Source organism: Acinetobacter sp. 40AMC3-4 (assembly GCF_049898185.1).
GTDB lineage: Bacteria > Pseudomonadota > Gammaproteobacteria > Pseudomonadales > Moraxellaceae > Acinetobacter.
In genome coordinates, this window is record NZ_JAFCXG010000006.1 from 22002 (window position 1) to 48890 (window position 26889).

General features: G+C 43.1%; 27 protein-coding genes. 13 read left to right on the forward strand and 14 right to left on the reverse strand.

Annotation, left to right across the window (positions count from 1 at the left end; genetic code table 11):
* The first annotated feature begins 32 nt into the window (after nucleotides 1-32).
* From cydP to ACP7BU_RS08905, 5 genes are read left to right on the forward strand one after another with little or no spacing between them, the layout of a single operon-like run.
* Nucleotides 33-224 (forward strand): cytochrome oxidase putative small subunit CydP, encoded by a 192-nt coding sequence (gene cydP / locus ACP7BU_RS08885; protein ID WP_004278707.1) that lies wholly within the window; start codon nucleotides 33-35, stop codon nucleotides 222-224.
* On the forward strand, nucleotides 224-1810 hold the full coding sequence (locus tag ACP7BU_RS08890) for a cytochrome ubiquinol oxidase subunit I (protein ID WP_005252053.1): 1587 nt from the start codon (nucleotides 224-226) through the stop codon (nucleotides 1808-1810). Before cydP ends, ACP7BU_RS08890 begins: the two co-directional genes overlap by 1 nt.
* The gene (gene cydB, locus ACP7BU_RS08895; RefSeq protein ID WP_004645267.1) at nucleotides 1807-2952 is read left to right on the forward strand and encodes a cytochrome d ubiquinol oxidase subunit II; all 1146 of its coding nucleotides are present in this window, start codon (nucleotides 1807-1809) and stop codon (nucleotides 2950-2952) included. The genes ACP7BU_RS08890 and cydB overlap by 4 nt, the downstream gene beginning before the upstream one ends.
* Before the next feature lie 26 nt (nucleotides 2953-2978).
* On the forward strand, nucleotides 2979-3080 hold the full coding sequence (cydX, locus tag ACP7BU_RS08900; RefSeq protein WP_004278713.1) for a cytochrome bd-I oxidase subunit CydX: 102 nt from the start codon (nucleotides 2979-2981) through the stop codon (nucleotides 3078-3080).
* Nucleotides 3081-3083: 3 nt separating this feature from the next.
* Nucleotides 3084-3386 (forward strand): cyd operon YbgE family protein, encoded by a 303-nt coding sequence (locus tag ACP7BU_RS08905; RefSeq protein WP_004278714.1) that lies wholly within the window; start codon nucleotides 3084-3086, stop codon nucleotides 3384-3386.
* 153 nt (nucleotides 3387-3539) lie between these two features.
* On the opposite strand, the gene rodA is transcribed toward ACP7BU_RS08905, so the two are convergent.
* The 6 genes from rodA to ACP7BU_RS08935 form a co-directional block, all read right to left on the reverse strand.
* Nucleotides 3540-4679, reverse strand: coding sequence for a rod shape-determining protein RodA (gene rodA, locus ACP7BU_RS08910; RefSeq protein ID WP_004278715.1), 1140 nt, complete (start codon nucleotides 4677-4679; stop codon nucleotides 3540-3542).
* Nucleotides 4680-4791: 112 nt separating this feature from the next.
* The gene (gene ispD, locus ACP7BU_RS08915) at nucleotides 4792-5505 is read right to left on the reverse strand and encodes a 2-C-methyl-D-erythritol 4-phosphate cytidylyltransferase (RefSeq protein ID WP_425879804.1); all 714 of its coding nucleotides are present in this window, start codon (nucleotides 5503-5505) and stop codon (nucleotides 4792-4794) included.
* On the reverse strand, nucleotides 5474-5866 hold the full coding sequence (locus tag ACP7BU_RS08920; protein WP_425879805.1) for a septum formation initiator family protein: 393 nt from the start codon (nucleotides 5864-5866) through the stop codon (nucleotides 5474-5476). The genes ispD and ACP7BU_RS08920 overlap by 32 nt, the downstream gene beginning before the upstream one ends.
* 7 nt (nucleotides 5867-5873) lie before the next feature.
* Nucleotides 5874-7163, reverse strand: a complete 1290-nt coding sequence (eno, locus tag ACP7BU_RS08925; RefSeq protein ID WP_425879806.1) for a phosphopyruvate hydratase — start codon at nucleotides 7161-7163, stop codon at nucleotides 5874-5876.
* A gap of 59 nt (nucleotides 7164-7222) precedes the next feature.
* Complete coding sequence (gene kdsA / locus ACP7BU_RS08930) at nucleotides 7223-8080, reverse strand: 3-deoxy-8-phosphooctulonate synthase (RefSeq protein ID WP_005266221.1); 858 nt, start codon at nucleotides 8078-8080, stop codon at nucleotides 7223-7225.
* A 32-nt stretch (nucleotides 8081-8112) separates the two neighbouring features.
* Complete coding sequence (locus ACP7BU_RS08935) at nucleotides 8113-9753, reverse strand: CTP synthase (protein WP_005100051.1); 1641 nt, start codon at nucleotides 9751-9753, stop codon at nucleotides 8113-8115.
* 225 nt (nucleotides 9754-9978) lie between these two features.
* Here ACP7BU_RS08935 and ACP7BU_RS08940 point away from each other — a divergent pair, with 225 nt between their 5' ends.
* On the forward strand, nucleotides 9979-10401 hold the full coding sequence (locus tag ACP7BU_RS08940) for a hypothetical protein (RefSeq protein ID WP_370940779.1): 423 nt from the start codon (nucleotides 9979-9981) through the stop codon (nucleotides 10399-10401).
* Nucleotides 10402-10458: 57 nt separating this feature from the next.
* On the opposite strand, the gene ACP7BU_RS08945 is transcribed toward ACP7BU_RS08940, so the two are convergent.
* The 3 genes from ACP7BU_RS08945 to ACP7BU_RS08955 form a co-directional block, all read right to left on the reverse strand.
* A complete protein-coding gene (locus tag ACP7BU_RS08945; RefSeq protein ID WP_425879807.1) occupies nucleotides 10459-11571 on the reverse strand; it encodes a YheT family hydrolase in 1113 nt (370 codons plus the stop codon).
* Between the two features lie 70 nt (nucleotides 11572-11641).
* Nucleotides 11642-12052 (reverse strand): nuclear transport factor 2 family protein, encoded by a 411-nt coding sequence (locus ACP7BU_RS08950; protein WP_114541138.1) that lies wholly within the window; start codon nucleotides 12050-12052, stop codon nucleotides 11642-11644.
* Between the two features lie 164 nt (nucleotides 12053-12216).
* Nucleotides 12217-14241, reverse strand: a complete 2025-nt coding sequence (locus tag ACP7BU_RS08955) for an FAD-dependent oxidoreductase (protein WP_425879808.1) — start codon at nucleotides 14239-14241, stop codon at nucleotides 12217-12219.
* A gap of 166 nt (nucleotides 14242-14407) precedes the next feature.
* Between ACP7BU_RS08955 and ACP7BU_RS08960 the strand changes: the two genes are divergently transcribed.
* The 4 genes from ACP7BU_RS08960 (at nucleotide 14408) to ACP7BU_RS08975 (ending at nucleotide 17614) form a co-directional block, all read left to right on the forward strand.
* Complete coding sequence (locus tag ACP7BU_RS08960; RefSeq protein ID WP_005247223.1) at nucleotides 14408-14950, forward strand: PadR family transcriptional regulator; 543 nt, start codon at nucleotides 14408-14410, stop codon at nucleotides 14948-14950.
* Between the two features lie 20 nt (nucleotides 14951-14970).
* Nucleotides 14971-15903, forward strand: a complete 933-nt coding sequence (locus ACP7BU_RS08965; RefSeq protein WP_425879809.1) for an alpha/beta fold hydrolase — start codon at nucleotides 14971-14973, stop codon at nucleotides 15901-15903.
* A 19-nt stretch (nucleotides 15904-15922) separates the two neighbouring features.
* Complete coding sequence (locus tag ACP7BU_RS08970; protein ID WP_180037339.1) at nucleotides 15923-16627, forward strand: SIR2 family NAD-dependent protein deacylase; 705 nt, start codon at nucleotides 15923-15925, stop codon at nucleotides 16625-16627.
* Nucleotides 16628-16714: 87 nt separating this feature from the next.
* On the forward strand, nucleotides 16715-17614 hold the full coding sequence (locus ACP7BU_RS08975) for a LysR substrate-binding domain-containing protein (RefSeq protein ID WP_004645280.1): 900 nt from the start codon (nucleotides 16715-16717) through the stop codon (nucleotides 17612-17614).
* Nucleotides 17615-17863: 249 nt separating this feature from the next.
* On the opposite strand, the gene map is transcribed toward ACP7BU_RS08975, so the two are convergent.
* Nucleotides 17864-18658, reverse strand: coding sequence for a type I methionyl aminopeptidase (map, locus tag ACP7BU_RS08980; protein WP_086044724.1), 795 nt, complete (start codon nucleotides 18656-18658; stop codon nucleotides 17864-17866).
* Nucleotides 18659-19008: 350 nt separating this feature from the next.
* Between map and brnQ the strand changes: the two genes are divergently transcribed.
* A complete protein-coding gene (brnQ, locus tag ACP7BU_RS08985; RefSeq protein WP_148334894.1) occupies nucleotides 19009-20295 on the forward strand; it encodes a branched-chain amino acid transport system II carrier protein in 1287 nt (428 codons plus the stop codon).
* A 586-nt stretch (nucleotides 20296-20881) separates the two neighbouring features.
* Nucleotides 20882-21100 (forward strand): hypothetical protein, encoded by a 219-nt coding sequence (locus ACP7BU_RS08990; protein WP_004645284.1) that lies wholly within the window; start codon nucleotides 20882-20884, stop codon nucleotides 21098-21100.
* 113 nt (nucleotides 21101-21213) lie between these two features.
* Here the strand turns inward: ACP7BU_RS08990 and ACP7BU_RS08995 are convergent, their stop codons facing one another.
* Nucleotides 21214-21672: a hypothetical protein gene (locus ACP7BU_RS08995; protein ID WP_425879810.1), complete on the reverse strand. Its 459-nt coding sequence runs from the start codon at nucleotides 21670-21672 to the stop codon at nucleotides 21214-21216.
* Between the two features lie 118 nt (nucleotides 21673-21790).
* On the opposite strand from ACP7BU_RS08995, the gene ACP7BU_RS09000 reads away from it, so the two are divergent.
* Complete coding sequence (locus ACP7BU_RS09000; RefSeq protein WP_148334896.1) at nucleotides 21791-22654, forward strand: alpha/beta hydrolase family protein; 864 nt, start codon at nucleotides 21791-21793, stop codon at nucleotides 22652-22654.
* A 199-nt stretch (nucleotides 22655-22853) separates the two neighbouring features.
* Here ACP7BU_RS09000 and ACP7BU_RS09005 read toward each other — a convergent pair whose 3' ends face one another.
* The 3 genes from ACP7BU_RS09005 to ACP7BU_RS09015 all read right to left on the reverse strand — a co-directional run bounded on the left by ACP7BU_RS09005 (nucleotide 22854) and on the right by ACP7BU_RS09015 (nucleotide 26883).
* Nucleotides 22854-23075, reverse strand: a complete 222-nt coding sequence (locus ACP7BU_RS09005; RefSeq protein ID WP_044108897.1) for a hypothetical protein — start codon at nucleotides 23073-23075, stop codon at nucleotides 22854-22856.
* Nucleotides 23076-23169: 94 nt separating this feature from the next.
* A complete protein-coding gene (locus tag ACP7BU_RS09010; RefSeq protein WP_044108896.1) occupies nucleotides 23170-24180 on the reverse strand; it encodes a hypothetical protein in 1011 nt (336 codons plus the stop codon).
* Between the two features lie 63 nt (nucleotides 24181-24243).
* Complete coding sequence (locus tag ACP7BU_RS09015; RefSeq protein WP_425879811.1) at nucleotides 24244-26883, reverse strand: bifunctional aconitate hydratase 2/2-methylisocitrate dehydratase; 2640 nt, start codon at nucleotides 26881-26883, stop codon at nucleotides 24244-24246.
* Between the last annotated feature and the right edge of the window lie 6 nt (nucleotides 26884-26889).

Below are 26889 nucleotides of genomic sequence, written 5' to 3' on the forward strand. Positions count from 1 at the left end.
TATACAACAAGTCATATAACAGGCTTAGTCGAATGAGCTTAGTTCCCAAAAATCTAAACCAGAGAGTGGTTAGAGAAATAACCGCTATTTTAATTATCAAGGTTATTCTACTGATGGTAATTAAAAATATCTGGTTTGATGCGCCTACGATTCCTAAAAATTTTGATAACCAAGTCGCCGAGCGTATCGCCGGCAATCCTTCCCAAATCCAGGAGACACGTTGATGATTTCTGAAAGCGTGGTCGATCTCTCGCGGTTCCAGTTCGCCATGACCGCGATGTATCACTTTATTTTTGTTCCACTGACTTTAGGCCTGGCTTTTTTGCTTGCCATTATGGAAACCACCTATGTGATTTCCGGCAAAGAAATCTATAAAGACATGACCAAGTTCTGGGGAAAACTGTTTGGTATTAACTTTGCCTTAGGGGTAACCACCGGCCTGACCATGGAGTTCCAGTTCGGAACCAACTGGGCATATTACTCGCATTATGTCGGTGATATTTTCGGTGCACCGCTGGCGATTGAAGGTTTGATGGCCTTCTTCCTTGAATCGACATTTATTGGCTTGTTCTTCTTTGGTTGGGATCGTCTGTCCAAAGTGCAACATCTGGCCGTAACCTGGCTGGTGGCTTTAGGCTCGAACATGTCCGCACTCTGGATTCTGGTCGCCAATGGCTGGATGCAAAACCCGGTCGGTTCGGCATTTAACTATGAAACCATGCGTATGGAAATGGTGGACTTTGCTGCACTGATTTTTAACCCGGTCGCTCAGGTTAAATTTGTGCATACCGTATCTGCCGGTTATGTCACAGGTGCTATTTTTGTACTGGCCATTTCAAGTTATTACATGCTGAAAAAACGTGACTTGCCGTTTGCACGCCGTTCTTTTGCCATTGCAGCCATCTTCGGGCTTGCCTCTACACTTTCGGTGATTTTACTGGGTGATGAATCAGGTTATGAGCTGGGCGATGTACAGAAAACCAAACTGGCAGCAATTGAAGCAGAATGGGATACCCACCCTGCACCTGCACCTTTTACTTTGTTCGGTATTCCGAATAAGGAAACCATGACTACAGATTATGCAGTGAAAATTCCTTATGTGATGGGTCTGATCGCTACACGCTCTACGACTGAACAAGTCACAGGTATTAAAGACCTGCTGGTTCAGCATGAAGCGCGTATCCGTAATGGTATGGTGGCCTATTCACAACTGGAAAAATTACGTGCGGGTGATCAGTCTCCAGAACTGAAAACCGCTTTTGAAGAAAGTCAAAAAGACCTCGGTTATGGTCTGCTGCTAAAGAAATACACGCCAAATGTCGTTGATGCCTCTGATGAGCAAATCAAAGCAGCCGCTAAAGATACCATTCCACACGTACCAAGTCTGTTCTGGGCCTTCCGTGCCATGGTAGCTTCCGGCTTCCTGATGCTACTTCTATTTGCACTGGCAACTTTTGCGGTAGCAAAACGTAATGCAGAAAACAAACCATGGTTATTGAAATTTGCTTTATTTGCACTGCCTTTACCTTGGGTTGCTGCGCAAACCGGCTGGTATGTAGCAGAAGTAGGTCGTCAACCTTGGACCATTGGTGAGGTATTACCGACGCATCTTTCAGCATCAAGCTTAAGCACAGGTGATGTCTGGGGTTCAATCCTTGCATTGGCAGCATTCTATACCGTGTTACTGATTATTGAAATGTATCTGATGATCAAGTTCTCACGTCTTGGCCCAAGCTCACTGCATACCGGTAAATACCATTTTGAAAAGCTTGCAGCTGCAGAGAAGGCAAATGGGGAGACTCAAGCATGATCGAATATGAATTATTAAAAATCATTTGGTGGGTGCTGGTCGGCGTATTGCTGATTGGCTTTGCCCTCACCGATGGCTTCGATATGGGCTCCATGGCGATCATGCCATTTGTGGGCAAAAATGATAGTGAGCGCCGTGCAGCGATCAATACTATTGCACCGCACTGGGACGGTAACCAAGTTTGGTTTATTACTGCCGGCGGTGCGTTATTCGCTGCCTGGCCAATGGTCTATGCAACTGCCTTCTCCGGCATGTACTGGGCCCTGTTGCTGGTCCTGTTTGCCCTGTTCCTGCGTCCGGTCGGTTTTGACTATCGCTCAAAACTGGAAAATACCAAATGGCGCAATTCATGGGATTGGGGTCTAGCGATTGGTGGTGCAGTTCCTGCATTGGTCTTTGGTGTGGCATTCGGTAACATGTTCCTGGGTGTGCCATTTACTCTAGATGAAACTGTACGTTCTACTTATACTGGCAGCTTCTTTGCACTACTGAATCCGTTTGCTATTGTGTGTGGTCTGGTCAGCTTATCGATGCTGTGTGCACATGGTGGTGCATGGTTAATGCTACGTACTGATGGTGACCTACGCCAACGTTCTGCCAAAGCAACACAAATCATGGGTCTGGTTTATCTGGTTACCTTCCTGGCTGCAGGCGCTTGGCTGTACTTTGGTGGTATTCAAGGTTATACACTGGTTACACCTTTTGATACCAATGGTGTTGCCAACCCGCTCGCCAAAGAAGTGCTGACCAATGCCAATCCAGGCTGGATGAATAACTACTCGACTTATCCAATCACGATGGCAGCGCCTATTGCCGGCATTTTGGGCGGTTTGATCATTGTACTGGCAGCAGGTAAAAATAAAGCAGGCTTGAGCTTCCTGGGTTCATCTCTGGCAGTTATCGGTGCAATTCTGACTGCTGGTTTCGCCCTATTCCCTTTCCTGATGCCTTCAAGCATTAACCCGGTTGCAAGTCTGACCATGTGGGATGCGGTATCTAGTAAAAATACCTTAACCGTTATGACCGTTGCTGCCTGTATCTTTGTTCCACTGATTCTGATCTATACCACTTGGTGTTATTACAAGATGTGGGGCGTGATTACCAACAAACACATTGAAGATAATTCACACAGCCTGTACTAAGGGCTGTGTCTTAAGGAGAGACAACTATGTGGTATTTTGCCTGGATTCTGGGTGTACTGATGGCATGTTTTGCCAGTGTGATTGCTGCCATTTACATGGAACAACACCAAGACCTGGATGAGGAATAAAACATGACAGAAGCTGCGCTTGAGAAAACCGTTGTAGACAAGAAACCAAACAAATTTGCGATGATGATTTCCTGCCTCCTGGCTTTTCCTCTCGCAGCCGTGTTATTGGTTCATCCTTCCGCAATGCTGGATGCCAATGGTGAATATAGCCATAGTGCCATGATGTATATCATGATTGGTATTTCTGGAGGCTTTGTCCATGGTGTGGGCTTTATGCCGCGCCACTGGTTCTGGAAATGGTTGTTTAGCCCTTTCCTAGCATGGCCTTTAATGATCTGGGGCTATTACACCTGGTTTCTCAGTTAAAGTATGAAATTAAAAAAGCCCTCAAGTGAGGGCTTTTTTAATTTAATATGAATTCTAAAATATTCTTCTTTTTCTTCTGGCCAAAACAGGATTTCTAAGACAACTTATTTTAAGTGTATAAAAAGCCGGAACCAGTCTGACTTTTAGAATGACTTATCGATGAGTATGAATCGACATCACAATGCCCATCCCGGCCAGCATAGAAATTACTGCTGTTCCACCATAACTCATTAGCGGCAATGGATCTCCCGTTACAGGTAAAATCCCGCTCACCATGCCGGAGTTTAAAAATACAAAGAAGAAGAAAGTCAGCCCCATGGCTCCGGCATATAAACGGCCAAAGTTATGAAAGCTGTTTAAACCAATCATCAAACAGCGAATAATAATGGCAGTGAATAAACTGAACAGCAGAAAAACACCGATAAAACCGAATTCTTCAGCATAGGTCGACATAATAAAGTCAGTATGATGTTCAGGCAGATAACCTAAATGTGATTGTGTACCTTCGGTATAGCCTTTGCCCGTGGAACCACCTGAACCAATGGCAATTTTGGACTGGATAATATTCCAGCCCGCGCCCAAGGCATCCGACTCCGGATCAAACAAGGTGGTAATACGCTTTTTTTGATACTCTTGTAGCACAAACATCCATGCAACCGGTGCTGCCACAGCAACTGCTGCAACTGCACCACCAATCAGACGCCATGACATGCCACTTAAAAATAGAACAAAAATACCGGGAATCACCAAACCAATATTCAAGTCAGGCTGAAGCGCCACCAAAACAAATGGTATGCCCAATAAAATCAAAGCCCCGACAATATGCAAAAATTTGGGAGGAAACGGCTTACGTGCAAAATACCATGCCATCATCAAAGGCATCGCAAATTTCATCACCTCACTCGGTTGCATGCTTCCCACCCCCGGCAAGGTAATCCAGCGGGTTGCACCTAAACGTTTTTCACCAATCACAAAGACCAGAAGCAGCATGAAGATCCCGAAGGCATACAGGTATGGACTAATCGCCTGATAGACTTTCGGTGGAATCTGCGCACAGATAAATAGCAGCACAAAACCAATCCCGAAACTGACGGCCTGACGCACCACCATGCCAGAGTCTTCGGAGGTCGCGCTATACACCACCATTAAACCCAAGATTGCATTGAGAACCAGAAAGCACAATAACCATGGATCAAGGTGCAACTTGGTCCATCGAGATGAATCTTGCGGGTTAATACTACGTCCATCGCGCAAAGAGTGACGTAAAAACCGATACTGCTGTGAAGGTATCATTGGCCAAAAGGTGAAAAAGAATGATGGCAAAATTATAAGTGAAAGCTATAGCGAATAGATCGCTACAGCCAGATTTATTCTGCTTTTATTTAAATATTATTTGAATATATTTTTAAGCCTGAGCCTTTAAAATCAGCCTGGCCAGCTCTAGATCGTCCGGATAGGTAATTTTAATATTATCGGAACGCCCCTGTACTACACTCACCTGTTCACCGATATGTTCCAGCGCACTGGCTTCATCAGTAATCGTAGCAACATTTTGCAAAGCCTGCTCAATCGCCCTTTTCAACACGCCTAGCTTGGCCATTTGTGGTGTTTGTGCCTGCCAGAGCATTGAGCGATCCACTGTTTCCTCAATATCAAAATTGGTTACTACACGCTTAAGTGTATCTCGCACCGGAATCGCCAGAATCGCAGCCTGATCATTTGTAATCGCCGTATTGACCAACTGTTGCAGACAATCATGACTGACACAGGGACGCGCCGCATCATGTACCAGCACCCAATCATCTTCAGAAGCGATTTGAGATAAATAGTTCAGTGCATTTAACACGGAATTCACCCGCTCGGCACCGCCCAGACAGAAATGGGCTTTCTCTTGACTGGAAAATGGCAATGTTTTCGCCACGTTGTCCTGTGCACCAATCGCCAGGACATAACCCGTCAAAGGCAGTTGATTCAGACGAGCCACCGTATGTTCAAGAACAGTTCGCTCTTGAATCATCTGATATTGTTTCAGTTCTGTTTTGGAGAAACGGCTACCGGAACCTGCAGCTGGAAGAATGACCCAAAGTTTAGGGTGTAGGTGGTGCTTCAGCTGACTCATTGGTTCGCAGGTCTACTTTAGAATTAGGATTAAGATAGATCGGTTTATATTGAGTACTGATCGTGCTCATTTGAATAAAAGTTTCGCGTGGCTTAATCAGACCAAGATCTAAACGCGCATGTTCTTCGATGGCTTCAATACCATTCTTCAAATCATAAACTTCTGCCGCCAGAACGCGATTACGCTCTTTCAGCTCATCATTCAATTCCATCTGTTGCTGGATTTTCTGGGTCAGTTGCTGATGATCATGATAACCACCTTCACCAAACCAGTATAAATATTGAAACCCTGCGATCAAAATGATCGCAAGGCCCAACAGTACTTTACTCGCAGTCGAGTCGAATACATTTAACATTGACATAAGTCGCTTAGTTCAAACCTTTGAACTCAGCTTTACCGCGATATGCAGCATTAGTCAATTCTTCAATACGAAGTAATTGATTATATTTCGCTACACGGTCAGAACGGCAAAGTGAACCAGTCTTGATTTGACCCGCTGCTGTACCTACTGCAAGATCAGCAATCGTTGAATCTTCCGTTTCACCTGAACGGTGTGAAATTACAGTAGAGTAACCATTCTCTTTCGCAAGGTAGATGGCATCTAAAGTTTCAGTCAAGGTACCGATCTGGTTGTATTTGATCAGAATCGAGTTACCCACTTTTTCGTTGATACCACGTTGCAGAATTTTCGGGTTCGTTACGAACAAGTCGTCACCAACCAACTGGATCTTGTCGCCAAGAATAGAAGTCAGGTAAGACCAGCCTTCCCAGTCAGATTCGTCCAGACCATCTTCGATCGAGATAATTGGGTACTGGTTTACAAGACCTGCCAAATAGTCAGAGAACTGGTTGCTTGTGAACGCTTTGTTGCCTTCGCCAGCAAGAATGTACTGACCATTTTTGTAGAATTCTGAAGATGCACAGTCAAGCGCAAGCATGATGTCAGAACCTGCTTTGTAGCCAGTTTGACCAATTGCTTCAAGAATAACTGTGATTGCTTCTTCGTTTGAACGTAAGTTCGGCGCAAAACCACCTTCATCACCTACCGCAGTGTTTAAACCTTTTTTGTTTAAAACTGATTTAAGTGAATGGAAGATTTCAGCACCGGCACGTAGCGCTTCAGAGAATGCAGTGAAGCCTACTGGCTCAATCATAAATTCTTGAATATCGACGTTGTTGTCTGCATGTGAACCACCATTGATGATGTTCATCATTGGTACAGGCATGGTTAGAATCGTTTGACCGCGAAGATCTGCGATGTATTGGAAAAGAGGAATTTTCTTTTCTTCAGCAGCAGCGCGAGCAGCAGCCAAAGACACTGCCAAAGTTGCGTTTGCACCTAGTTTTTCTTTGTTTTCAGTACCGTCAAGCGCGATCATCGTGTTATCGATGTCTTTTTGTTCGAATACTGATTTACCGACCAAAGCGTCACGGATTAACGTATTTACGTTATTTACTGCAGTTTTAACGCCTTTACCTAAGTAACGCGCTTTATCGCCATCACGAAGTTCTAAAGCTTCACGAGAACCAGTTGAAGCACCAGATGGTGCACATGCACGGCCAACTACGCCAGATGCTAAGATTACGTCTGCTTCGATGGTAGGGTTACCACGAGAGTCCAAAATTTCACGTGCACGAATGTCAACGATTTGGCTCATGAACTATTCCTCAGTTGATTAATATGAGCTGCCTATACGGCAGCGCAAGAGTGATAAACTCAGTGTGTATCTAACTTTTCGAAACCTTTAACCAAGGTATCCAATTCTTTTAGCTGTGCCAGGAACGGCTCAAGCTGAGACATGCGCAGCGCACATGGACCATCACACTTGGCTTTTTCCGGATCTGGATGTGCTTCCAAGAACAAGCCTGCAAGACCCGTTGCCATACCCGCACGTGCAAGCGTTGTAATTTGCGCACGACGACCACCGGCAGAATCTGCACGGCCGCCTGGGGTTTGTAAGGCATGGGTTACATCAAAGAACACCGGGACATTCATTTCTTTCATGATGTCGAAGCCCAGCATGTCTACAACCAGATTGTTATAGCCAAATGCCGAACCGCGTTCACAAATGATCAGCTTGTCATTTCCGGCTTCCAGACACTTATGCAAAATATGACGCATTTCGTGTGGAGCCAGGAACTGGGCTTTTTTGATGTTGATGATCGCATCGGTTTTTGCCATTGCTTCAACAAGATCCGTCTGACGACTTAAGAAAGCTGGCAATTGAATAATGTCTGCCACTTCTGAAACAGGAGCCGCTTGGTACGGCTCATGCACATCGGTGATGATCGGCACATTAAAGTGTTTTTTAATGTCAGCTAACCACTCGAGACCTTTTTCTAGGCCAGGCCCACGGAAAGAGTTCAGGCTTGAACGGTTGGCTTTATCAAAGCTGGCTTTGAACACATATGGAATACCCAAACGTGTACAGATATCAACATAAGTCTCTGCGATTTCAAAAGCCAGGTCTTTAGATTCAAGTACATTCATTCCGCCGAATAATACAAATGGCAAATGATTTGCCATTTGTATATCGCCCAAACGTACAATTTCTTGTGGTTTTAATTGCGACATTTAAACTTCCCTAGTTGTGTCCTACGCACCGATTATTTGGTTTTTTGGTACTGCTTTTTCGCAGCATCAATGAAACCTGCAAACAATGGATGACCATCGCGTGGCGAGCTGGTAAATTCCGGGTGGAATTGTACTGCAATAAACCAAGGATGTGCAGGAATTTCAACAGTTTCTACCAGATGCTGTACCGGAGAATAACCAGAAATCTTCATGCCTTTTTCTTCCAGCACTGGGATATAACGGTTGTTCATCTCGTAACGGTGACGATGGCGCTCGATGATTTCTTCAGAACCATAAACTTCTGCAGTTTTAGTCCCTGCAACCAGTTCAGATTTTTGCGCGCCTAAACGCATCGTGCCACCCAGATCAGAATCAGCAGAACGTTGCTGAACTTCACCACGCTCATCTAACCATTCAGTAATTAAACCAATCAATGGAGATTTGGTTGAACGGTTAAATTCAGTCGAGGTCGCGTCTGCAATACCAGCAACATTACGTGCGTATTCTATCACAGCCAACTGCATACCCAAGCAAATACCGAGGAACGGCACACCGTTCTCACGAGCGAACTGAATTGCCTTCATTTTGCCTTCAGTACCGCGTTCACCGAAACCACCTGGAACCAGAATCGCATCAGCATCTTTCAATACTTCTGCTACATCTTGGCTTTCAAGCTCTTCAGCGTTTACGTAGTCAATCTGAACTTTCACACGGTTTTGAATACCCGCATGCAGAAGTGCTTCGTTGACAGATTTATAAGCATCTGGAAGTTCAACGTATTTACCAACCATTGCAACACGTACGGTGTATTCAGGGTTCAGGAGTGCTTCTACAACGTTATCCCAATCTGTTAAGTCAGCTTCAGGAAGATCGTTATAACCAAAACGTTCACAGATTAAATCGTCAACATTTTGTTCGTAGAATGTACGTGGAATCTGGTAGATTGAACGTGCGTCTTTACATACCACAACGGCACGTGCTTCAACGTTGGTAAATAATGCAATCTTACGCGTCGTATCTGCATCTACATCGTATTCTGTACGGCAGATGAGAATGTCTGGCTGAATACCAATCGACAGGAGTTCTTTAACAGAGTGCTGTGTTGGTTTGGTTTTTAATTCTGCTGCAGACTTAATGTATGGGAGTAACGTTAAGTGCATTAACATGGTACGTTTATGACCAAGTTCCACCATTAACTGACGTACAGATTCCATGAATGGGAGAGATTCAATGTCACCTACAGTACCGCCGATCTCTACGATCGCAACGTCATAACCTTCGCCTGCACGAAGTACACGCTCTTTGATATTGTCAGTAATGTGTGGAATAACTTGCACAGTACCACCCAGGTAGTCGCCACGGCGTTCTTTATTTAGAACATCCTGGTAAACACGGCCTGATGTGAAGTTATTCAATTTGGTCATTTTCGCACGACGCAAGAAACGTTCGTAGTAACCCAAGTCTAAGTCTGTTTCAGCACCATCTTCTGTAACAAAAACTTCACCATGCTGGAATGGGCTCATTGTCCCTGGATCGACATTAATGTATGGATCCATTTTTACCATGGTCACTTTTAAACCACGAGCTTCTAAAAGTGCAGCAACAGAAGCAGCTGAAATACCTTTACCTAGTGATGAAACTACACCACCAGTAACGAAAATAAAATGGGTCATTGGGTTTCTCGTACAATCGAGCCTAAATCGGCCTGCAATGTTGCGCAATTTTACTTTACCTTGTACCTAGAAAGCAAAGTCAATCCGCATCAATTCAAAGAACAATAAACAATTGACTATTCTAACAGCAATTCCTATAAAAAATTACAGTAAGTTCATATGATTTCTATCTTGCATTTTGCTGCTATAATGGTGTATCCCCTCCACACTTTTATGTTTGATGCAATGATGATGAAGAAACTTTTAATCTCCACCCTAATCCTGACTGGCCTGACATTAACTGCGTGTGTAAAAAAAGAAGCACCAAAAGAAGAAGAGCAAGTAGAAGTTACTCCAGCATCTGAAATCTCGACTCCAGAACCAACGCAATTTGAACCGCTTGAACCTGTAGAGCCAGCGGCAATTGAAGAGGAAGTAGCGCCAACGGTTGAAATTCAACGTGAGCAAACTGAAAACACCACGACCGAAATCCGTCGTGAAATCAAAAAGCCAGAAACCACTGAGCCGGCACCAGTGCCTGAAACCCGCGAAGAACCTGCCTCAAAGCCTGCTGCGACAACACCTAAAACCAATTCAAATCCAGAAAACAAGTCTGAGGATGATGCGGTTGCTGACGCGATTGCCGCAGCGATGCCAGCACTTGACTGATTACAGGATCATTCATCAAAAAAACCCAGCAGATGCTGGGTTTTTTATTAGAACTTTTTAAGCAGATACTGTTGCCGGTGCACGAGATAAGTGAATCAAATAGTCTGCCATTAGTCGGGTAGCCCAAGATTCGGTTTGCATCAAGCCCTGATAAAAGCCGCAATGACTGCCTTTTTTGGTGGTAATCACCATAATATTAGACATCGACCGAATTTTTTCTTTATAAGGTTCTAAATTCCGAATGTGACACACCGGATCATCCTCCGCATTTAAAATCATCAGCGGAATTTTGATACTTTCAAATACATAAATCGGATTGGTTGCCTGGGTATAACTGGCATAATCCGTAAATCCAGCCAGTTCAAAATAGAGTTTTTCAAATTCGGACAGATCTTTAACTTCTAATAACTGTTTCCAGCTTGGGCAGACCTGCCAGGTTTCCTGATAAGGATGAATAAAGCGCTTAATCAGTTTTTTGGCCATAACTTTACTGTAAAACGGATGCACATTGGCAAAACCAGTTTCAGTGTTATAGCCAGGACATAAAGCAAAAGCTGCTTTTAATGGGGTTTGTTCACCCTCTTCGCCCAGATAACGCACTAACAATCCCGTACCCGCAGAAGAGCCAACCCCATAGAGATCGGACTGAGGAAATCTGTCCTGTATATACAAGAGTTGTTCACGCAAATCCTGAGTTGAACCAAACAGGTTCATTTTAGGCACAGGCATGGGTAAGTCTGCATGACCACGGCGTAAACACAATGCAACACGCCAACCCGTATATTTATGCAGATCACGAACCAGTTCACGCATTGATTCAGGAGAACCGGTAATAGTATGAAGTAATACAATGGTCGGCGTGCTTGCCGGAAGATCGAGTCCATACCAGGCAATACCGGTAATTCCATCATCTGACATTTTCAGCTGTTCAAGCGCATCATATTTCAGTTTAATGGTGCGTTTTTTAATTAAATCGAAATACAGAATATGTGCGTGTGCATTGGCTAACCAAGGTGTAGGACGATATTTTTGTTGCAGCTGCGGTAAGCGCTCAATGAGTCCTGAAAATACACCATTCGGATTGTAATACAGGGTCGGCTGATCTGCTCCGCTGAAACGATCCAGATATTCACTGGAAAGCTGACCCAATTTTTTAAGCAACATTTTCATCTGTCATCCCCCTCTAGTTGTACTAGCTGTGATTTACAAATTTCATGCCGACTTGAATCAATAGTTCGAATTAAGTTTTAGCTTGGAATGATTGCATCCGCTGGCCCATCTGTACAGCCAAGGCTTCAAGTCCGGACTTAGGTCGGATCATGACTTCAAAATCAATCATCTGACCCTCTTCATTAAACTGAATCATGTCAACTCCCTTTAGTTTTTTATCGCCCACATTGGCAGAAAACTCAAGTACGACATTGTTACCATCTTCACTTATAAATTCACGGTGATAAGTGAAGTTTTCAAAGACTTGAATGACATTGGTCAAAATAAAAAATACCATCTGTTTTCCAGGATAAGGCTGAAACGCTACGGGTGAACGAAATACCACTTCTTCAGCAAGTAGTTCATTCAAGATCGACATATCACGGGTTTCTAGCATTTCATGCCAGCGTACAATGGATTTTCTGGTATTTTCGATGGTCATTTTGGATTCCTTTTTTGTTATTAAAAAATTAATCTCCCTCACCCCAGCCCTCTCCCAAAGGGAGAGGGAGATAACACTTTTTATACCGATTTATCCCTCTCCTTATAGGAGATGAGTAGCACTGCTGCGCAAGGGAGAGGTTAATAAAGCTTGACGTTTTTAAATTAAATCACCGCCGCCAATTCAGCACCCTGACGGATTGCACGCTTGGCATCCAACTCACCCGCTTCTTTCGCTCCACCAATCAGATGCACATTTTTCCCGGCTGCTTTTAGCTCATCAAACATGGCGGTATAAGATTCCTGACCGGCACAAATAATCACATGATCGACTTCTAGTACCGCAGGTTTGTCATTCACGACTATATGTAAGCCCTGATCATCAATTTTTTCATAGCTGGCGCCCGCAATCATTTTCACATCACGGTGTTTTAAACCAGTACGATGAATCCAGCCTGTGGTTTTACCCAAACTTGCGCCGACTGAAGCGGCTTTACGTTGCAATAAATAAATTTCACGTTGCGGTTTTTCTACATTTGCAGCTTTTAAGCCACCGACATTTTCATAGTCAGTATCAATACCCCATTCATCATAGAATTTTTCCGGATTGATACTGCCACTTTCTCCTTCATGACTCAGGAATTCGGCTGTATCAAAACCAATACCGCCTGCACCAATAATGGCAACTCGCTGACCCACTGGCTTACGTTCTTTCAAAACGTCCAGATAAGACAGTACTTTTGCATGATCAATACCTGGAATCTCAAGTTGACGCGGTGTCACGCCTGTTGCCACCACAATGTCATCAAAGTTTGACTGAGCCAGTTCTTCCAGACTCGCCTTATGGTTCAGCTGCAATTTAATACGTGGCTGTAATTCAATCTGGCGTTTGAAATAACGCAAGGTTTCATAAAACTCTTCCTTGCCTGGAATGGTCTTGGCAATATTAAACTGCCCACCAATCTGAGCAGCGGCTTCAAATACCGTCACCTGATGACCGCGATTTGCCGCATATACAGCAAAACTTAAACCTGCAGGACCTGCACCAATCACGGCAATATTTTTTGCCACATTGGTTTCTTTAAAAATGAGCTCTGTTTCATAGCAGGCACGTGGATTGACCAGACAGGTGGCAATTTTCATTGAGAAAATATGATCCAGACAGGCCTGATTACAACCGATACAGGTATTGATCTCATCGCTACGACCCTGCTCCGCTTTCAAGACAAACTCAGAGTCTGCCAGCATCGGACGGGCCATAGAAATCATATCAGCATCACCAGACGCCAATACATATTCAGCCATTTCCGGAGTATTGATACGGTTTGAAGTGATTAAAGGAATCTTCACTTGACCTTTCAGCTTACGCGTCACCCAAGTAAAGGCTGCACGAGGCACTTTGGTGGCAATGGTCGGAATACGCGCTTCATGCCAGCCAATGCCGGTATTGATAATGGTCGCACCGGCTTTTTCAATTTCTTTGGCCAACTGGATGACTTCTTCCAGAGTTGAACCGCCTTCGACCAGATCCAGCATAGATAGGCGATAAATAATGATAAAGTTCTCACCGACCATTTCACGGGTACGGCGTACGATTTCAATCGGGAAACGGATGCGGTTTGCATAGCTTCCACCCCACTCATCATCACGATGGTTGGTACGCGCGGCAATAAACTCGTTAATCAAATAGCCTTCCGAGCCCATGATTTCTACACCGTCATAATCGGCGTATTGAGCCAGCTTGGCACAATTGGCAAAATCATCAATGGTTTGCTGCACTTCAGCCGAAGTTAAAGCATGCGGTTTGACCGGATTGATCGGTGCCTGAATTGGGGATGGCGCGACATTTTCAGCCTGATAAGAATAGCGTCCGGTATGCAAAATCTGCATGGCAATTTTCCCGCCCGCCTCATGTACGGCCTGGGTAATTACCTTATGCTTTTCAGCTTCTTCAAGAGTGTCAAGTTTGGAACCACCATGAAACGTCACCCCATGATCATTTGGTGAAATCCCGCCGGTGACGATTAAAGCGACTCCACCTTTGGCACGCTCTGCATAGAAAGCTGCCATCCGATCATATCCGCCGGGTGCCTCTTCAAGACCAACGTGCATGGAACCCATTAACACGCGGTTTTTAAGCGTGGTAAAACCCAAGTTCAATGGGGCAAGTAAATTCGGATATTTAGACATTTCAACTCCTGAGCGTGCGTTTAGGCTGGCTATTGTTTTAGCAACTGGCAGTTTGATCCCTCAAATTTTCCAGTTTAATGCAACTTGTTGCACTAATTTATATGCCAGAATTGATTTTTATGCAACATGTTGCATAATAATCCTGAGTCACTTTTTTGAGACGCTTATGTCTTTAGCGCATGTTTTATTGACCAGCCTGATTGAAAAGCCCAGCACCGGAATCGAACTGGCCCGCCGTTTTGACCGATCCATGGGCTTCTTCTGGAATGCCACTCATCAGCAGATTTATCGCGAGCTGAATGCCATGCTGCAAAAAGGATGGATTTCGACGATAGAAGAGGAAGATTCCAATAGCCGCAAAAAGACATATCAGGTGGAACGTCTGGGCCGGGAAGAACTGGCCAACTGGATGCTGCAACAAAGTCCACCGGCACAACTGCGCGAAGAACTGATGGTGCGTTTACGTGCCGAAGCCCAGCTTGGTGGCAATAACACCTTGGCAGAGCTGGAACGCCATCTGGAACTGCATAAAGAAAAACTAAAAACCTATCAGCAGATTTTTGCCAAGGACTTTGCTCAAGCACACGAAAATGACCGTACCTTGTATATTCATAAAATGATTTTACAACTGGGGATTGATCAGGAACTGGGCTGGATTTCCTGGCTGGAACAGGTCATTCAGCGACTCAAACAATTTGATGCAAAATAACTGTAAATAGGGAGACACACATGCCCTTTTATCGCATGCCCGATGGTGAACAGCTATTTGTACTCGAATACGGTCAGGGACAGCCGGTACTGGTACTCTCAGGACTCGGCATGCTGAGCTGGCAATGGAAAGCTTTTCTCTATGCGCATCAGAAAAATTTCCGTTTCATTATTCCGGAATGGCGCGGCTTTGGGGCTTCCAGTCGCTGTAAAATTCCGCAAGATCTTGATGCAATTTCCAGTCACTGGTTGGATATTCAGTCGGTAATTCAACAGCTCAATTTAGATAAATTCATTGTGCTTGCTTACTCTATAGGCGCAACCACAGCAATGCACGGCATACATTATGGCAACTTTTCCAGTCAGATTTCTGCTTATTTACATATCGATCAAACACCTAAAATTCCGGTCGATGATGCTTGGGCTTTTGGACTTTTTGGTCCACGTCATCAGGAATTTATCGACATCCTGCAGCAGCTCTCTGCCCTACTTGCACAATACCAGCAAGTTGAATTGATCCGCGATCTCGACATTTCGGTACGTAAACAAATCGCTGCCCTATGGCTAAAGTTTATTCAGCTACAAAATGAACAAAAATATAGTCTGAAAGCTTTCGCATTTATCCTAAATCAACCTCGCCTGCAAAGCCTGTTATTACCTTCCAGCCGGGTGGATTATATGGCGTGGTATATCAATAATTATTTATATCATCGTGAAGATTACCGCGAGGCTCTAGCTCAGCTTAGCTGTCCGGTGACCTTCTTTAGCGGTGTACAATCCAAGTTGTATCCTTTTGAAGGTCAGCGCCTGATTGCAGAAAGCCTGCCTCATGCCAAACAGATAATTTTCAGCAAGTCTGGCCATACGCCTTTACTGACTGAACCGCTAAAATTTTCCCGAGAACTTGGCATCTTCTTGAAAGAAAATTCGCAATCTAGCGGTTCAGCTACCTAAAGATTCAGGAGACAGAATAATGAAAAAGCTGGTGGTCTTTTCCGGTGCAGGCATGAGCGCCGAAAGTGGCATTAATACTTTTCGTGACAGTGATGGACTTTGGGAACAGCATCGTATAGAAGAAGTCGCCACACCCGAAGCCTGGGCCAAAAACCCACAACTGGTACAACGCTTTTATAATGCCCGCCGTAAAAACATTCTGGAAGCACAGCCAAATGCAGCCCATCAGCTGATCGCCAATCTTGAAGATAACTTTGATGTGCATGTAATCACCCAGAATATTGATGACTTGCATGAACGTGCCGGCAGCTCCAAGGTGATCCATTTACATGGCAATATTCGCCTGGCCAAAAGCTCAGGCCCCGATGCACAAAGCACAACCGAGTTTTATCCAATTGAAGGCTCTGAATTAGATTTAAATCAACACTTTTGTAAGGCAGGCTATCCGCTGCGTCCTCATGTGGTCTGGTTTGGCGAAGCCGTACCCGCGTATGAAGAAGCTCAAGACTGTGTACAGGATGCCGATATTTTCGTGGTGATTGGCACCAGCCTTCAAGTTTATCCAGTTGCCGGGTTAATTCATGAGATTCCTGCGAAATGTCCGGCCTATTACATCGACCCGAAAGCCGAGCAGCAGCATTTGCCTGCACAGTTTTACAAAATCCCCCAAAACGCGACCGATGGCATGCAAACACTGCTAGGTTTACTGAAATCCGGGAATTAAATTTTTTTTATATGCTGCATTCTCTGATTGACAGTATGCAACAATCAATTTTTAATCAGCTTATCGTTGCAAGGATGGAATTAAACCATGCTGTCTGATCTGGATGACTTTTACTGTTTCGCTCAGGTGGTGGAACATGGCGGCTTTAGTGCAGCCGAACGTGCGACCGATATTCCCAAATCCAAACTCAGCCGTCGGGTGTTTAATCTGGAAGAGCGTCTGGGTGTACGTCTGATTCAGCGCAGTTCTCGTCATTTTGCCGTCACCGATATCGGCATGAATATTTACCGGCATGCCCAAGTTATGCTGAGTGCTGCACAGGCGGCGCATGATCTGGTGGACCACCTGAGTACCGAACCGCGCGGAACTATTAAAGTCAGCTTGCCCGTCTCTATTGCCCAAAACGAACTGGCAAAAATTCTGCCGGATTTTTTGAAAAAATATCCTGAAATTAAAGTCCAGATGATGATCACCAATCGACGGGTCGATATTATCAATGAAGGCTTTGATCTGGCCTTACGTGTCCGTTCCAGCCTGGATGATGACCCAAATCTGGTGATCCGCCAGTTTGAAAAAATTGAGCAGCATTTATTCGCCAGTCAGGGTTATTTAAATGAATTTGGTGAACTAAAAAACCCAGAGCAACTGGCTGAACATAAAATCCTGAGTATGGCCGAAGACCATACCGAACAGTTTCTAACCTTACAAAATGAACAGCAGGAACAAAAAAAAATTCGTGTCAGTCCAACGGTTATGGGTTCTGACTTAAATATGCTGGCACAACTGGCCGCGTCAGGCTCAGGCGTCACTTTGTTGCCAGATAACGTGGTCGAGCAGTACGTGGCAAGTGGTGAACTGGTTCGAGTGCTTCCTGACTGGAAAGCACCGCATGGTATTTTCCATGTGGTTTATCCTTCACGTCGCGGCTTATTACCTGCAGTAAGGGTCTTTATTGATTATCTGGTCGCTGAATTAAATCGGCGCTAAATGAAGTACTTTTGAGAAAAACTAGACAAAAAAATAGCTCATTCTTGGGGAAAAATGAGCTAGAGAAACTTTCACTACAGCATAGTGAGCGAAAAAAAGGGAACGTATGTATCTGACTCTTAGTCTAATCAGATATAAAATCCTAAACCACTGTTTAATGTAGTGTTTTGTATGTTTTCGTCAGCAAGAACGAGTGAGTTGTAATTTATGTAAGTGGATTATCTGAATAAAGATCATTCAATCAATATTTTAAATTTCCGAATACTCACCTGTACCTTCAGGCCAAGGCGACAAGACTTCAAACCCGGTTTCAGTCACATAGACCATATGTTCCCATTGCGCAGACCAGGATTTATCCGTGGTGACCACAGTCCAGCCATCTTTCAGCTCTTTGACGCGAGCTTTACCCATATTCACCATTGGCTCAATGGTGAACACCATACCCGGAACCAGTTTAATGCCCTGTCCTGGCTGTCCGTAATGCAGAATGTTTGGCTGTTCGTGATAGACCTTGCCGATGCCATGACCGCAATATTCGCGCACGATGGAATAGCCTTCACGCTGTGCGACCGTTTGAATCGCATAACCAATATCACCCAGGGTCGCGCCCGGCTTCACTGCATGAATCCCGGCTACCATAGCTTCATAGGTGGTATTGACCAGTCGCTTGGCTTCTGGAGATGGAGTTCCGACATAGTACATCCGGCTGGTATCACCAAAATAACCGTCTTTAATAATGGCAACATCAATATTGATAATATCGCCATCCTGAAGAACGACTTTTGATGATGGAATGCCGTGACAAACCACTTCATTCAGTGAAATACAGGTGGTTTTGGTATAGCCATAATAGCCAATATTGGCTGGCGTCACTTTTAATGTATTTACAATAAAATCATGACAGAGATCATCCAGATATTCAGTCGTGACACCTGGCTTGACATGCTCCCCGATCATCGCTAAAACCTCTGCAGCCAAACGCCCAGATATCCGCAGTTTTTCAACATCTTGCTCAGTTTTAAGACTAATCGCTGTAGCTCGCATATACCCATCCTCACTATGAATCCCTGAATTATAATCCCTTTTTTGCGAAATATGTCGCAGTTGTTGAGTTTCGGCACAGCAATTTTCCTTGAAATAGGACTTTTCACTGCTGCTTATTTGTACAAACAATAACTGACATATTTTGATATCAAGTGCAGATATTTTTTGAGCTTGTAAGGAAAAATATATTTTTCAGCGAATTATCAAACATATATTTCTACCAAGATTTGAATGACCGGTTATGTGATCCGCAAACTCACTAGAATCAAGGCTTCCAGCCTTAAAATAAACTCCAAAAAATTGGACATATACACTAAAATCGCTTTCTTTTGTTCTATTGATCTCCCTTTATGACAAGTCTGCGTACCCGGGATATTGTCGCCCTAGGTTTTATGACCTTTGCACTGTTTATTGGTGCGGGCAACATTATCTTCCCACCGATTGTGGCTCAACAAGCCGGTGAACACGTATGGCTCGCTGCTTTAGGTTTCCTTATTACAGCAGTCGGCTTACCCGTGATTACCATTATTGCGTTGTCTCGCGTTGAAGGCTCCATTCAGGCACTAAGCTCGCCTCTGGGCAAAGCAGCCAGTATTTTGCTGACTGTAATCTGTTACTTAGCTGTTGGCCCTTTATTTGCGACGCCACGTACCGCAACCGTTTCTTATGAAATCGGTTTTTCATCTTACTTTGGCAATGAATCTGGCAGTCTGCTCATTTACAGCATCATCTATTTTGCTGTGGTGACCATCGTGTCCTTATATCCCAATAAGATTCTGGATACCGTCGGCTATTTCCTGTCGCCACTTAAAATTATTTCTTTGATCATTTTGGGTGTAGCAGCCGTGATGATTCCTGCCAGCAATCCGCCTGCAGCGATCGATAATTACGTTACCAGTCCAGTGACTGAAGGCTTCGTAAATGGTTATTTAACCATGGATACTTTGGGCGCTTTAGTTTTCGGTATTGTGATTGTCAAAGCCATTACTTCACGTGGTGTAACCGATAAAAAACTGATTACCAAATATGCAGTGAATGCCGGCATTATTTCTGGTATTGGTTTAACTCTGGTGTATTTAAGTCTGTTTAAACTTGGACTAGGTAGCCATGAGATTGCACCAAATGCAGCCAATGGTGCCATTATCCTGCATGCATATGTACAACATGCTTTTGGCGATATGGGTGCTTACTTCCTGTCCGGCATGATTTTTATTGCCTGTATGGTCACTGCAATTGGTCTGACCTGTGCCTGCGCTGAGTATTTTTCCAGCTTGACCAAAATTCCGTACAAGATCTTTGTATTTATTCTGGTGGGCTTCTCACTGGTGATTTCAAATCTGGGTTTAACCAAACTGATCGCTGTTTCGGTTCCAGTCTTAAGTGCGATTTATCCGCCTGCCATTAGCGTCATTATGCTGAGCTTCTGTGCAAACTTCTTCAAGAAACCATCTCATGTGATTGCGCCAGTGACCCTGGTGGCCTTGATCTTTGGTATTTTTGATGGATTAAAAGTCGCTGGTTTTGAATTGCCTGCATTACTGCAAAATTTACCTCTATCAGATCAGAATCTGGCCTGGTTTATCCCGTCCATGATTGTATTGCTGATTACAGCTGTGATTGACCGTATTAGAAACTAAAACTTCTAGGATGTCTGAAAAATCGTATTTTTACCCAAAATCCGGTTTGAGCGTGATCAATAATTGTCAGGTTTTACCCAAACGGACATTTATTGTTTCTTAATAATGACATCAAATCACCGCTGTAAATCTTGATACTAAGATTTTCTATAAAATATGATGTATAGAATTGCACTTTAATTATTTTATTTTTTATATAAATATAAACAAAACTTTAATTTCCTGATTTTAGATACCTATTGTTGCCAACTTAAACCAAGTCCCCCTCCGAGTCATACGCAGGCTTACAAAGTATTGATTAACACTACATATCTTTGGCGTAGAATTTGCATTTTCTATCTGGTCGCATTAATCAAATGATGACTACATCTTATTTCCAAAATTAGCTGGAGGTGGAATCTGAAAATATAATTCTTGCCTAATCAAGTGATTATGTAGTTATACGACTAAAGATGACCATTTTGACTGTAAAAGCCTGCCACAGCAGTTGCAAAGGTCCAAATTAAACAGTACAACTATATATTCAATTCTGACTGATTAAATCTGCTTTAATCTTCAATAATATGAATAAATGGGAGGGATGGAGATGTTATCATTACATTTCAACAAGCAAGTCTTCATTGACGCTCTTAAAGCCAACAACACCAATCTGGTGACATTTATATGCACCACTTTTGCACTCATGCTGACTTTAACCGTCCATTGCTTAATTCAAGGTAATTTAAAACTTGAATACTTTGGCTATGCACTGATTGTCTCAGCTGCATTTTTCCTATGGGCTGCCATAGACCAGAAATACCGATAATCAAATTTTAAATTAGCCCAGATGGATGATTTGGCCAGTCATCCATCTGGTGAAAAAAGTGTTTTAACTTTCAAACATTCCAGCATCCTTTCAGAATAACTATAAAAAGAAGATTAGAATAATCCCGCAAATGCTCCATAGACCAAAATCCCTGTCCCGCCCAATTCTGCGACAATTAAACCTAGCATGGCTAAAGTCATTAAACTTCCTGGCAAATGAAACTCACCCAACTGATGCGGCTGTTTAAACTGATTCGTTGTGTCTTGCAGGAAACCATGCAACATATAAGCGGCAATCGAGAAGCTGAAAAACAGAATATTGATCAGTACGCAAATCAGATTCACCATACTCGGCCACACTGAACAATAGGCTAATACTGCCAGAATTAAAGTTGCGGGTGCATAAAGCAGGCTGCTACGATGGGCAATATCGACATAATAATGTGCGCGTGACTGAGGTGATTGACGGATCTGCCAATATTTCCAGACGCCGGTGAACATCCCGATCCACAAGAATATTCCACTAAAAATAATGGCGATTTTAACAGCCAGCTCAAGTTCCATTAGCTGCATAAGTTTATTCCATGTTTATTATTTGACTGACTTTAAAGTCATGTTTTCCCCAAGCTACCCTGCTAAAAATCTATACAGTAAAAGCTTCATCGGGATTATAAAAATCATAGTGTATCGTATGTCTGAATTTGAAACATTGACTCTCCAGTGTCAGGATGGCTATCGCTTAAGTGCACGTTTTTATGCAGCTATTTCTGAAACTGACAAACTTCCAGTATTAGTCTGTCCGGCAACTGGCATTACTAAACAGTTTTATCATCAGTTTTGTGTGTGGTTACAAGCTCAAGGCTATGCCGTTATGGTCTTTGATTTCCGGGGGATTGGTGATTCACTACATGGCCCGTTGAAAAATTCAAAAGCCAGTATTGTGCAATGGGGTCAACTGGATATACCGGCCGCGATTGATGCTTTATTAACGCGTACCAATGCAAGAAAAGTGATACTACTTGGACATAGTGCCGGTGGTCAGCTTTTAGGTATTGTGCCAAATTACGATAAAGTCGCAAAAGTGGTGGCCGTCTCTGGCTCTACTGGACATGTGAAAGGACTCAAAGGTAAAACCAAGTTACTTGCGCCAGTGATGTTTAATGTTATTTTCCCACTGGCACGCATCACTAAAGGCTATGGCCCGACTCAAGCGATTGGTATGGGTGAAAACCTGCCTAAAGATGTGGCACGAGAATGGGCGCAGTTCTGTAGTAAACCGGGTTATGTAATCAACGCGATTGGTAAAAATATTGCACCATCCCATGATTATCATGCTCAAGTCACCTGCCCGATTACCTCAATCTGGTCATCGGATGATGAAATTGCCACGGAAGCCAACGTGAAAGATTTACTGCGTTTATATCCAAACGCAAAAACCCAGATAATTGAACTTAGACCTAAAAGTTATGCCTATAAAACCATTGGTCATATGCTGATGTTCAAGAAATCGCATCAGAATTTATGGCCGGTGATTGAACAACAATTGACTGTTTAAATCAGATTTAGATGGTTATTTGCAGGCTGCTGTGTTCTAATACTCTCAGTTTGAGATGAGCCTCTTACAGTATATGGGCTTGACCTATATACGACTAGCCCCTAACCATGGGGCTTTTTATTGTCTGAATATTTTAAAACGTATATAAAAATGGGCTGACGATAACGCCAACCCATGTCTTTCTTTATCGAATTAAATATTATTTTGACTCAATGTCATAGACCCAGTTTCGAGCTTGTTTCTCAGTCGTGGTTTCACAAACATAATAGTCATGATCCCATGAATCAGGATGGAAGATTTCACGTTTGTGATAAGTCACTTGTTTGGTATTTTCAACACAGGTGAAGTTATCACCTTGGTCTTTGACCTGCGTTCCGTTGAGGAAACCACCAATACAGAGGAAGCGGGATTGTTTGGGCATTTTACTTTAACCACTTTTCCAACCAATATAAAGTTAGATATTACTTTAGTTATTTAGCTTAATAAAAATATTACAATTATTTATTTCCTGTTTTTTAAAAATATCCTACCTTTGGAGTTTTGAGCTTTCTATTTTTGAGCCAATCTTTATACACCTCATAATCCCCCTGTACACTCAACATTTTATCCAAACATGTCTGCATTGTTTCTACACAATATGCCCCTGATCTTTCCAAATATCCTTTTAGAACAGCCTCTTCATAATCTAAAATTATAAAACTTGCTTTATCGTAGTTACGTATATGAGCTAAAATGTTTGATATTGGGATAAATCTGATTATCTTGTTGTTACCACTCAAAACCATTCCCACTAGTTTTGCTTTACTATTGGATTCAAAATTATATATAGCACCCCCACTCATTCCATTATGATCATATGTTATTCCAGTAAACATATGTGAACACTGTTCATAATCTATATATGGATGTCCATACTCATCAAATAAACATATTCCAATATCATGATGTCGCTGTAAATTAGTTGCATGAGAATAGCCCTCCGGCACTACCTCATATTCAAATGTATTAGCTTCTAAAGGATAACCAGAAGCAGCTAACAATTGACCTTCGAAAATTTTCTTTGAAGATAGAATTTCAGTACATTCTCTTCTTTCAGTAATATCAACATAATTATCTGGAATAAAATTTTTATGTGGATCAAACATTTCAATAAGAACTACATCAGTATAATCTTGCCAACCTATTACATCAGGAATTAGTTCACCAATAAACCAAACTTTTTTGGGCATTAAAAAATCATCAATACTTTCTATATGTTTTTCTTTGGACCTAATCCAAAAAGGTGAGGTATTTTGTAATGGGTTTTCAATTGTCTGTTTAACTACATGATAGGCAGTTAACATAAAATACTTACTTTTATATTTTATTAATATCCCACTTCCTCCTCCACTCATTTGATCAATGTGAAATCCATCACTCCATATATTTGCATTACCTACAAAATTGAATAAAAATCTCCTAGATGACATAGCAACTTTTGATTTTTGATTATTTAATAATTTCATTTTATGATTTTTTTTTACCATTCTTAAAATCTCACGTAAAAAAGGGCTGATAAATCAGCCCTTTTTTTTCGACTAATTAATCAATTAAGTTAATTGAGCAGCAGCAATTTTCTTAGTATCAACATCTTTAGCAGCGTCAGTATATTCGCTCATCTTGTCGAAGCTTAAGTATTGATAGATGTCAGCTGACATGCTGTCAATTTGAGCTGCGTACTGTTGGTATTCTTCTGGAGAAGGTAATTTACCCAATACAGCAGCAACAGAAGCAAGTTCAGCAGAAGCCAAGTAAACATTAGCGCCTTGACCTAAACGGTTCGGGAAGTTACGAGTAGATGTAGAAACACAAGTCGTGTTCGGAGCTACACGTGCTTGGTTACCCATACATAATGAACAACCTGGCATTTCAGTACGCGCGCCAGCTTTACCATAAATGTTATAGAAACCTTCTTCCATCAACTGATGTTCGTCCATACGCGTAGGTGGAGCAATCCACAAACGAGTTGACAACGCACCACCTGGAACTTTTTCTAACAATTTACCAGTTGCACGGAAGTGACCGATGTTCGTCATACAAGAACCAACGAATACTTCGTCAATTTTCGCGCCTTGAACGTCAGAAAGAAGTTTTGCATCATCTGGATCGTTCGGGCAGCAAAGAATAGGTTCTTTGATGTCTGCAAGATCGATTTCATACACTTTCGTGTATTCAGCATCAGCATCAGCTTTGATCAGGCTTGGGTTAGCCAACCATTTTTCCATGTTCTCAACACGACGAGCCATCGTACGCGCATCGCCATAACCTTCAGAAATCATCCACTTCAACATGGTGATGTTTGAACGAAGATATTCAGCAACTTTCTCTTCAGAAAGCGTGATAGAACAACCAGCAGCAGAACGTTCAGCAGAAGCATCAGAAAGTTCGAATGCTTGCTCAACAGTCAGGTCAGTTTCCATTTCTGTTAAGTCAATCTCAAGGATACGACCAGAGAAGATGTTTTTCTTACCTTTCTTCTCTACAGTTAGGTCACCTTCCTTAATTGCGTAGTAAGGAATTGCATGTACAAGGTCACGTAGAGTGATACCAGGCTGCATTTTACCCTTGAACTTCACAAGTACAGATTCAGGCATATCTAGTGGCATAACACCAGTTGCTGCAGCGAACGCTACAAGACCAGAACCCGCCGGGAATGAAATACCGATTGGGAAACGTGTATGCGAGTCACCACCAGTACCAACGGTATCCGGAAGAAGCATACGGTTTAACCAAGAGTGAATAATACCGTCACCTGGACGTAAAGACACACCACCACGGTTCATGATGAAATCAGGAAGCGAGTGTTGCATTTGAACGTCAACTGGTTTTGGATAAGCAGCTGTATGACAGAAAGATTGCATAACAAGGTCAGCAGAGAAACCTAGGCAAGCCAAGTCTTTCAATTCGTCACGAGTCATTGGACCTGTTGTATCTTGCGAACCCACAGTAGTCATCTTAGGTTCACAGTAAGTACCTGGAAGTACACCTTGACCTTCAGGAAGACCACAAGCGCGACCAACCATCTTCTGAGCTTGAGTGAAACCTTTACCAGTTGCAGCAGGCTGAACCGGAGTACGGAACATTGTAGATACTGGAAGACCTAAAGCTTCACGCGCTTTAGTCGTCAAACCACGACCTACGATCAGGTTAATACGACCACCAGCACGAACTTCGTCTAGAAGTACTGGAGTTTTAAGTTCAGCTTCAGCGATTTGTGCGCCGTCTTTGAACGCAGTTACTTTAGCAGCAGCGTGATCGATCTTAAGAACGATTTCGTCGCCCATGTTCATGTTGGCAACATCGATCTCGATCGGTAATGCACCCGCATCTTCCATGGTGTTGAAGAAAATCGGAGCGATTTTAGAACCTAGGCAGTAACCACCGTCTTTTTTGTTCGGGATGTGCGGGATGTCGTCACCGAAGAACCAAAGTACAGAGTTAGTTGCAGATTTACGAGATGAACCTGTACCAACAACGTCACCCACGTAAGCAACCTGGTTGCCTTTCACGATCAGTTCTTTAATCTGGTTAAGTGGACCCACTTCACCAGGAACTTCTGGATTGATTCCGTCACGTACGTTTTTCAACATTGCATTTGCGTGCAATGGAATGTCTGGACGGCTCCAAGCGTCTTGTGCAGGTGACAAGTCGTCAGTGTTGGTTTCGCCAGTTACTTTGAAAACAGTCAGTTTGATTTCTTCAGGAACGTCTTTACGGCTAGTGAACCATTCAGCGTCAGCCCAAGACTGCATAACTGCTTGAGCATTTGCGTTACCAGCTTTTGCTTTATCAGCAACGTCATGGAATGCATCAAATACAAGAAGCGTTTTTTTCAATGCTTCAGCTGCAAGTTCAGCAAGCTCAGCATTGTCTAAAAGTTCAACTAAAGGCGCTACGTTGTAACCACCCAGCATAGTACCTAGTAAATAAACAGCACGTTCTTTAGAAACGAGTGGAGAGGTTGCTTCGCCTTTTGCCAATGCAGCTAAGAACGCAGCTTTTACATATGCAGCTTGGTCAACACCTGCTGGTACACGGTTTTCAAGCAAATCTACCAAGTATGCTTCTTCACCAGCTGGCGGGTTTTTTAGTAGTTCAACTAATGCAGCTGTTTGGGCATCGTCAAGTGGCTTCGGTGGGACTCCGAGTGCGGCACGTTCTTCAACGTGTTGGCGGTAAGCTTCTAGCACAGTGTT

What these genes read in the sequence shown, in the direction of transcription:
- ACP7BU_RS09000 (WP_148334896.1), top strand. Translation starts at nt 21,791, where the DNA reads ATGTCTGAATTTGAAACATTGACTCTCCAGTGTCAGGATGGCTATCGC.
- ACP7BU_RS08935 (WP_005100051.1), bottom strand. Translation starts at nt 9,753, where the DNA reads ATGACCCATTTTATTTTCGTTACTGGTGGTGTAGTTTCATCACTAGGT.
- ACP7BU_RS08940 (WP_370940779.1), top strand. Translation starts at nt 9,979, where the DNA reads ATGATGATGAAGAAACTTTTAATCTCCACCCTAATCCTGACTGGCCTG.
- ACP7BU_RS08990 (WP_004645284.1), top strand. Translation starts at nt 20,882, where the DNA reads ATGTTATCATTACATTTCAACAAGCAAGTCTTCATTGACGCTCTTAAA.
- map (WP_086044724.1), bottom strand. Translation starts at nt 18,658, where the DNA reads ATGCGAGCTACAGCGATTAGTCTTAAAACTGAGCAAGATGTTGAAAAA.
- ACP7BU_RS08955 (WP_425879808.1), bottom strand. Translation starts at nt 14,241, where the DNA reads ATGTCTAAATATCCGAATTTACTTGCCCCATTGAACTTGGGTTTTACC.
- ACP7BU_RS08975 (WP_004645280.1), top strand. Translation starts at nt 16,715, where the DNA reads ATGCTGTCTGATCTGGATGACTTTTACTGTTTCGCTCAGGTGGTGGAA.
- kdsA (WP_005266221.1), bottom strand. Translation starts at nt 8,080, where the DNA reads ATGTCGCAATTAAAACCACAAGAAATTGTACGTTTGGGCGATATACAA.
- ACP7BU_RS08970 (WP_180037339.1), top strand. Translation starts at nt 15,923, where the DNA reads ATGAAAAAGCTGGTGGTCTTTTCCGGTGCAGGCATGAGCGCCGAAAGT.
- ACP7BU_RS08945 (WP_425879807.1), bottom strand. Translation starts at nt 11,571, where the DNA reads ATGAAAATGTTGCTTAAAAAATTGGGTCAGCTTTCCAGTGAATATCTG.
- cydX (WP_004278713.1), top strand. Translation starts at nt 2,979, where the DNA reads ATGTGGTATTTTGCCTGGATTCTGGGTGTACTGATGGCATGTTTTGCC.
- ACP7BU_RS08965 (WP_425879809.1), top strand. Translation starts at nt 14,971, where the DNA reads ATGCCCTTTTATCGCATGCCCGATGGTGAACAGCTATTTGTACTCGAA.
- rodA (WP_004278715.1), bottom strand. Translation starts at nt 4,679, where the DNA reads ATGATACCTTCACAGCAGTATCGGTTTTTACGTCACTCTTTGCGCGAT.
- ACP7BU_RS08960 (WP_005247223.1), top strand. Translation starts at nt 14,408, where the DNA reads ATGTCTTTAGCGCATGTTTTATTGACCAGCCTGATTGAAAAGCCCAGC.
- ispD (WP_425879804.1), bottom strand. Translation starts at nt 5,505, where the DNA reads ATGAGTCAGCTGAAGCACCACCTACACCCTAAACTTTGGGTCATTCTT.
- ACP7BU_RS08950 (WP_114541138.1), bottom strand. Translation starts at nt 12,052, where the DNA reads ATGACCATCGAAAATACCAGAAAATCCATTGTACGCTGGCATGAAATG.
- ACP7BU_RS08890 (WP_005252053.1), top strand. Translation starts at nt 224, where the DNA reads ATGATTTCTGAAAGCGTGGTCGATCTCTCGCGGTTCCAGTTCGCCATG.
- cydP (WP_004278707.1), top strand. Translation starts at nt 33, where the DNA reads ATGAGCTTAGTTCCCAAAAATCTAAACCAGAGAGTGGTTAGAGAAATA.
- eno (WP_425879806.1), bottom strand. Translation starts at nt 7,163, where the DNA reads ATGAGCCAAATCGTTGACATTCGTGCACGTGAAATTTTGGACTCTCGT.
- ACP7BU_RS09010 (WP_044108896.1), bottom strand. Translation starts at nt 24,180, where the DNA reads ATGGTAAAAAAAAATCATAAAATGAAATTATTAAATAATCAAAAATCA.
- ACP7BU_RS08905 (WP_004278714.1), top strand. Translation starts at nt 3,084, where the DNA reads ATGACAGAAGCTGCGCTTGAGAAAACCGTTGTAGACAAGAAACCAAAC.
- cydB (WP_004645267.1), top strand. Translation starts at nt 1,807, where the DNA reads ATGATCGAATATGAATTATTAAAAATCATTTGGTGGGTGCTGGTCGGC.
- ACP7BU_RS08995 (WP_425879810.1), bottom strand. Translation starts at nt 21,672, where the DNA reads ATGCAGCTAATGGAACTTGAGCTGGCTGTTAAAATCGCCATTATTTTT.
- brnQ (WP_148334894.1), top strand. Translation starts at nt 19,009, where the DNA reads ATGACAAGTCTGCGTACCCGGGATATTGTCGCCCTAGGTTTTATGACC.
- ACP7BU_RS08920 (WP_425879805.1), bottom strand. Translation starts at nt 5,866, where the DNA reads ATGTCAATGTTAAATGTATTCGACTCGACTGCGAGTAAAGTACTGTTG.
- ACP7BU_RS09005 (WP_044108897.1), bottom strand. Translation starts at nt 23,075, where the DNA reads ATGCCCAAACAATCCCGCTTCCTCTGTATTGGTGGTTTCCTCAACGGA.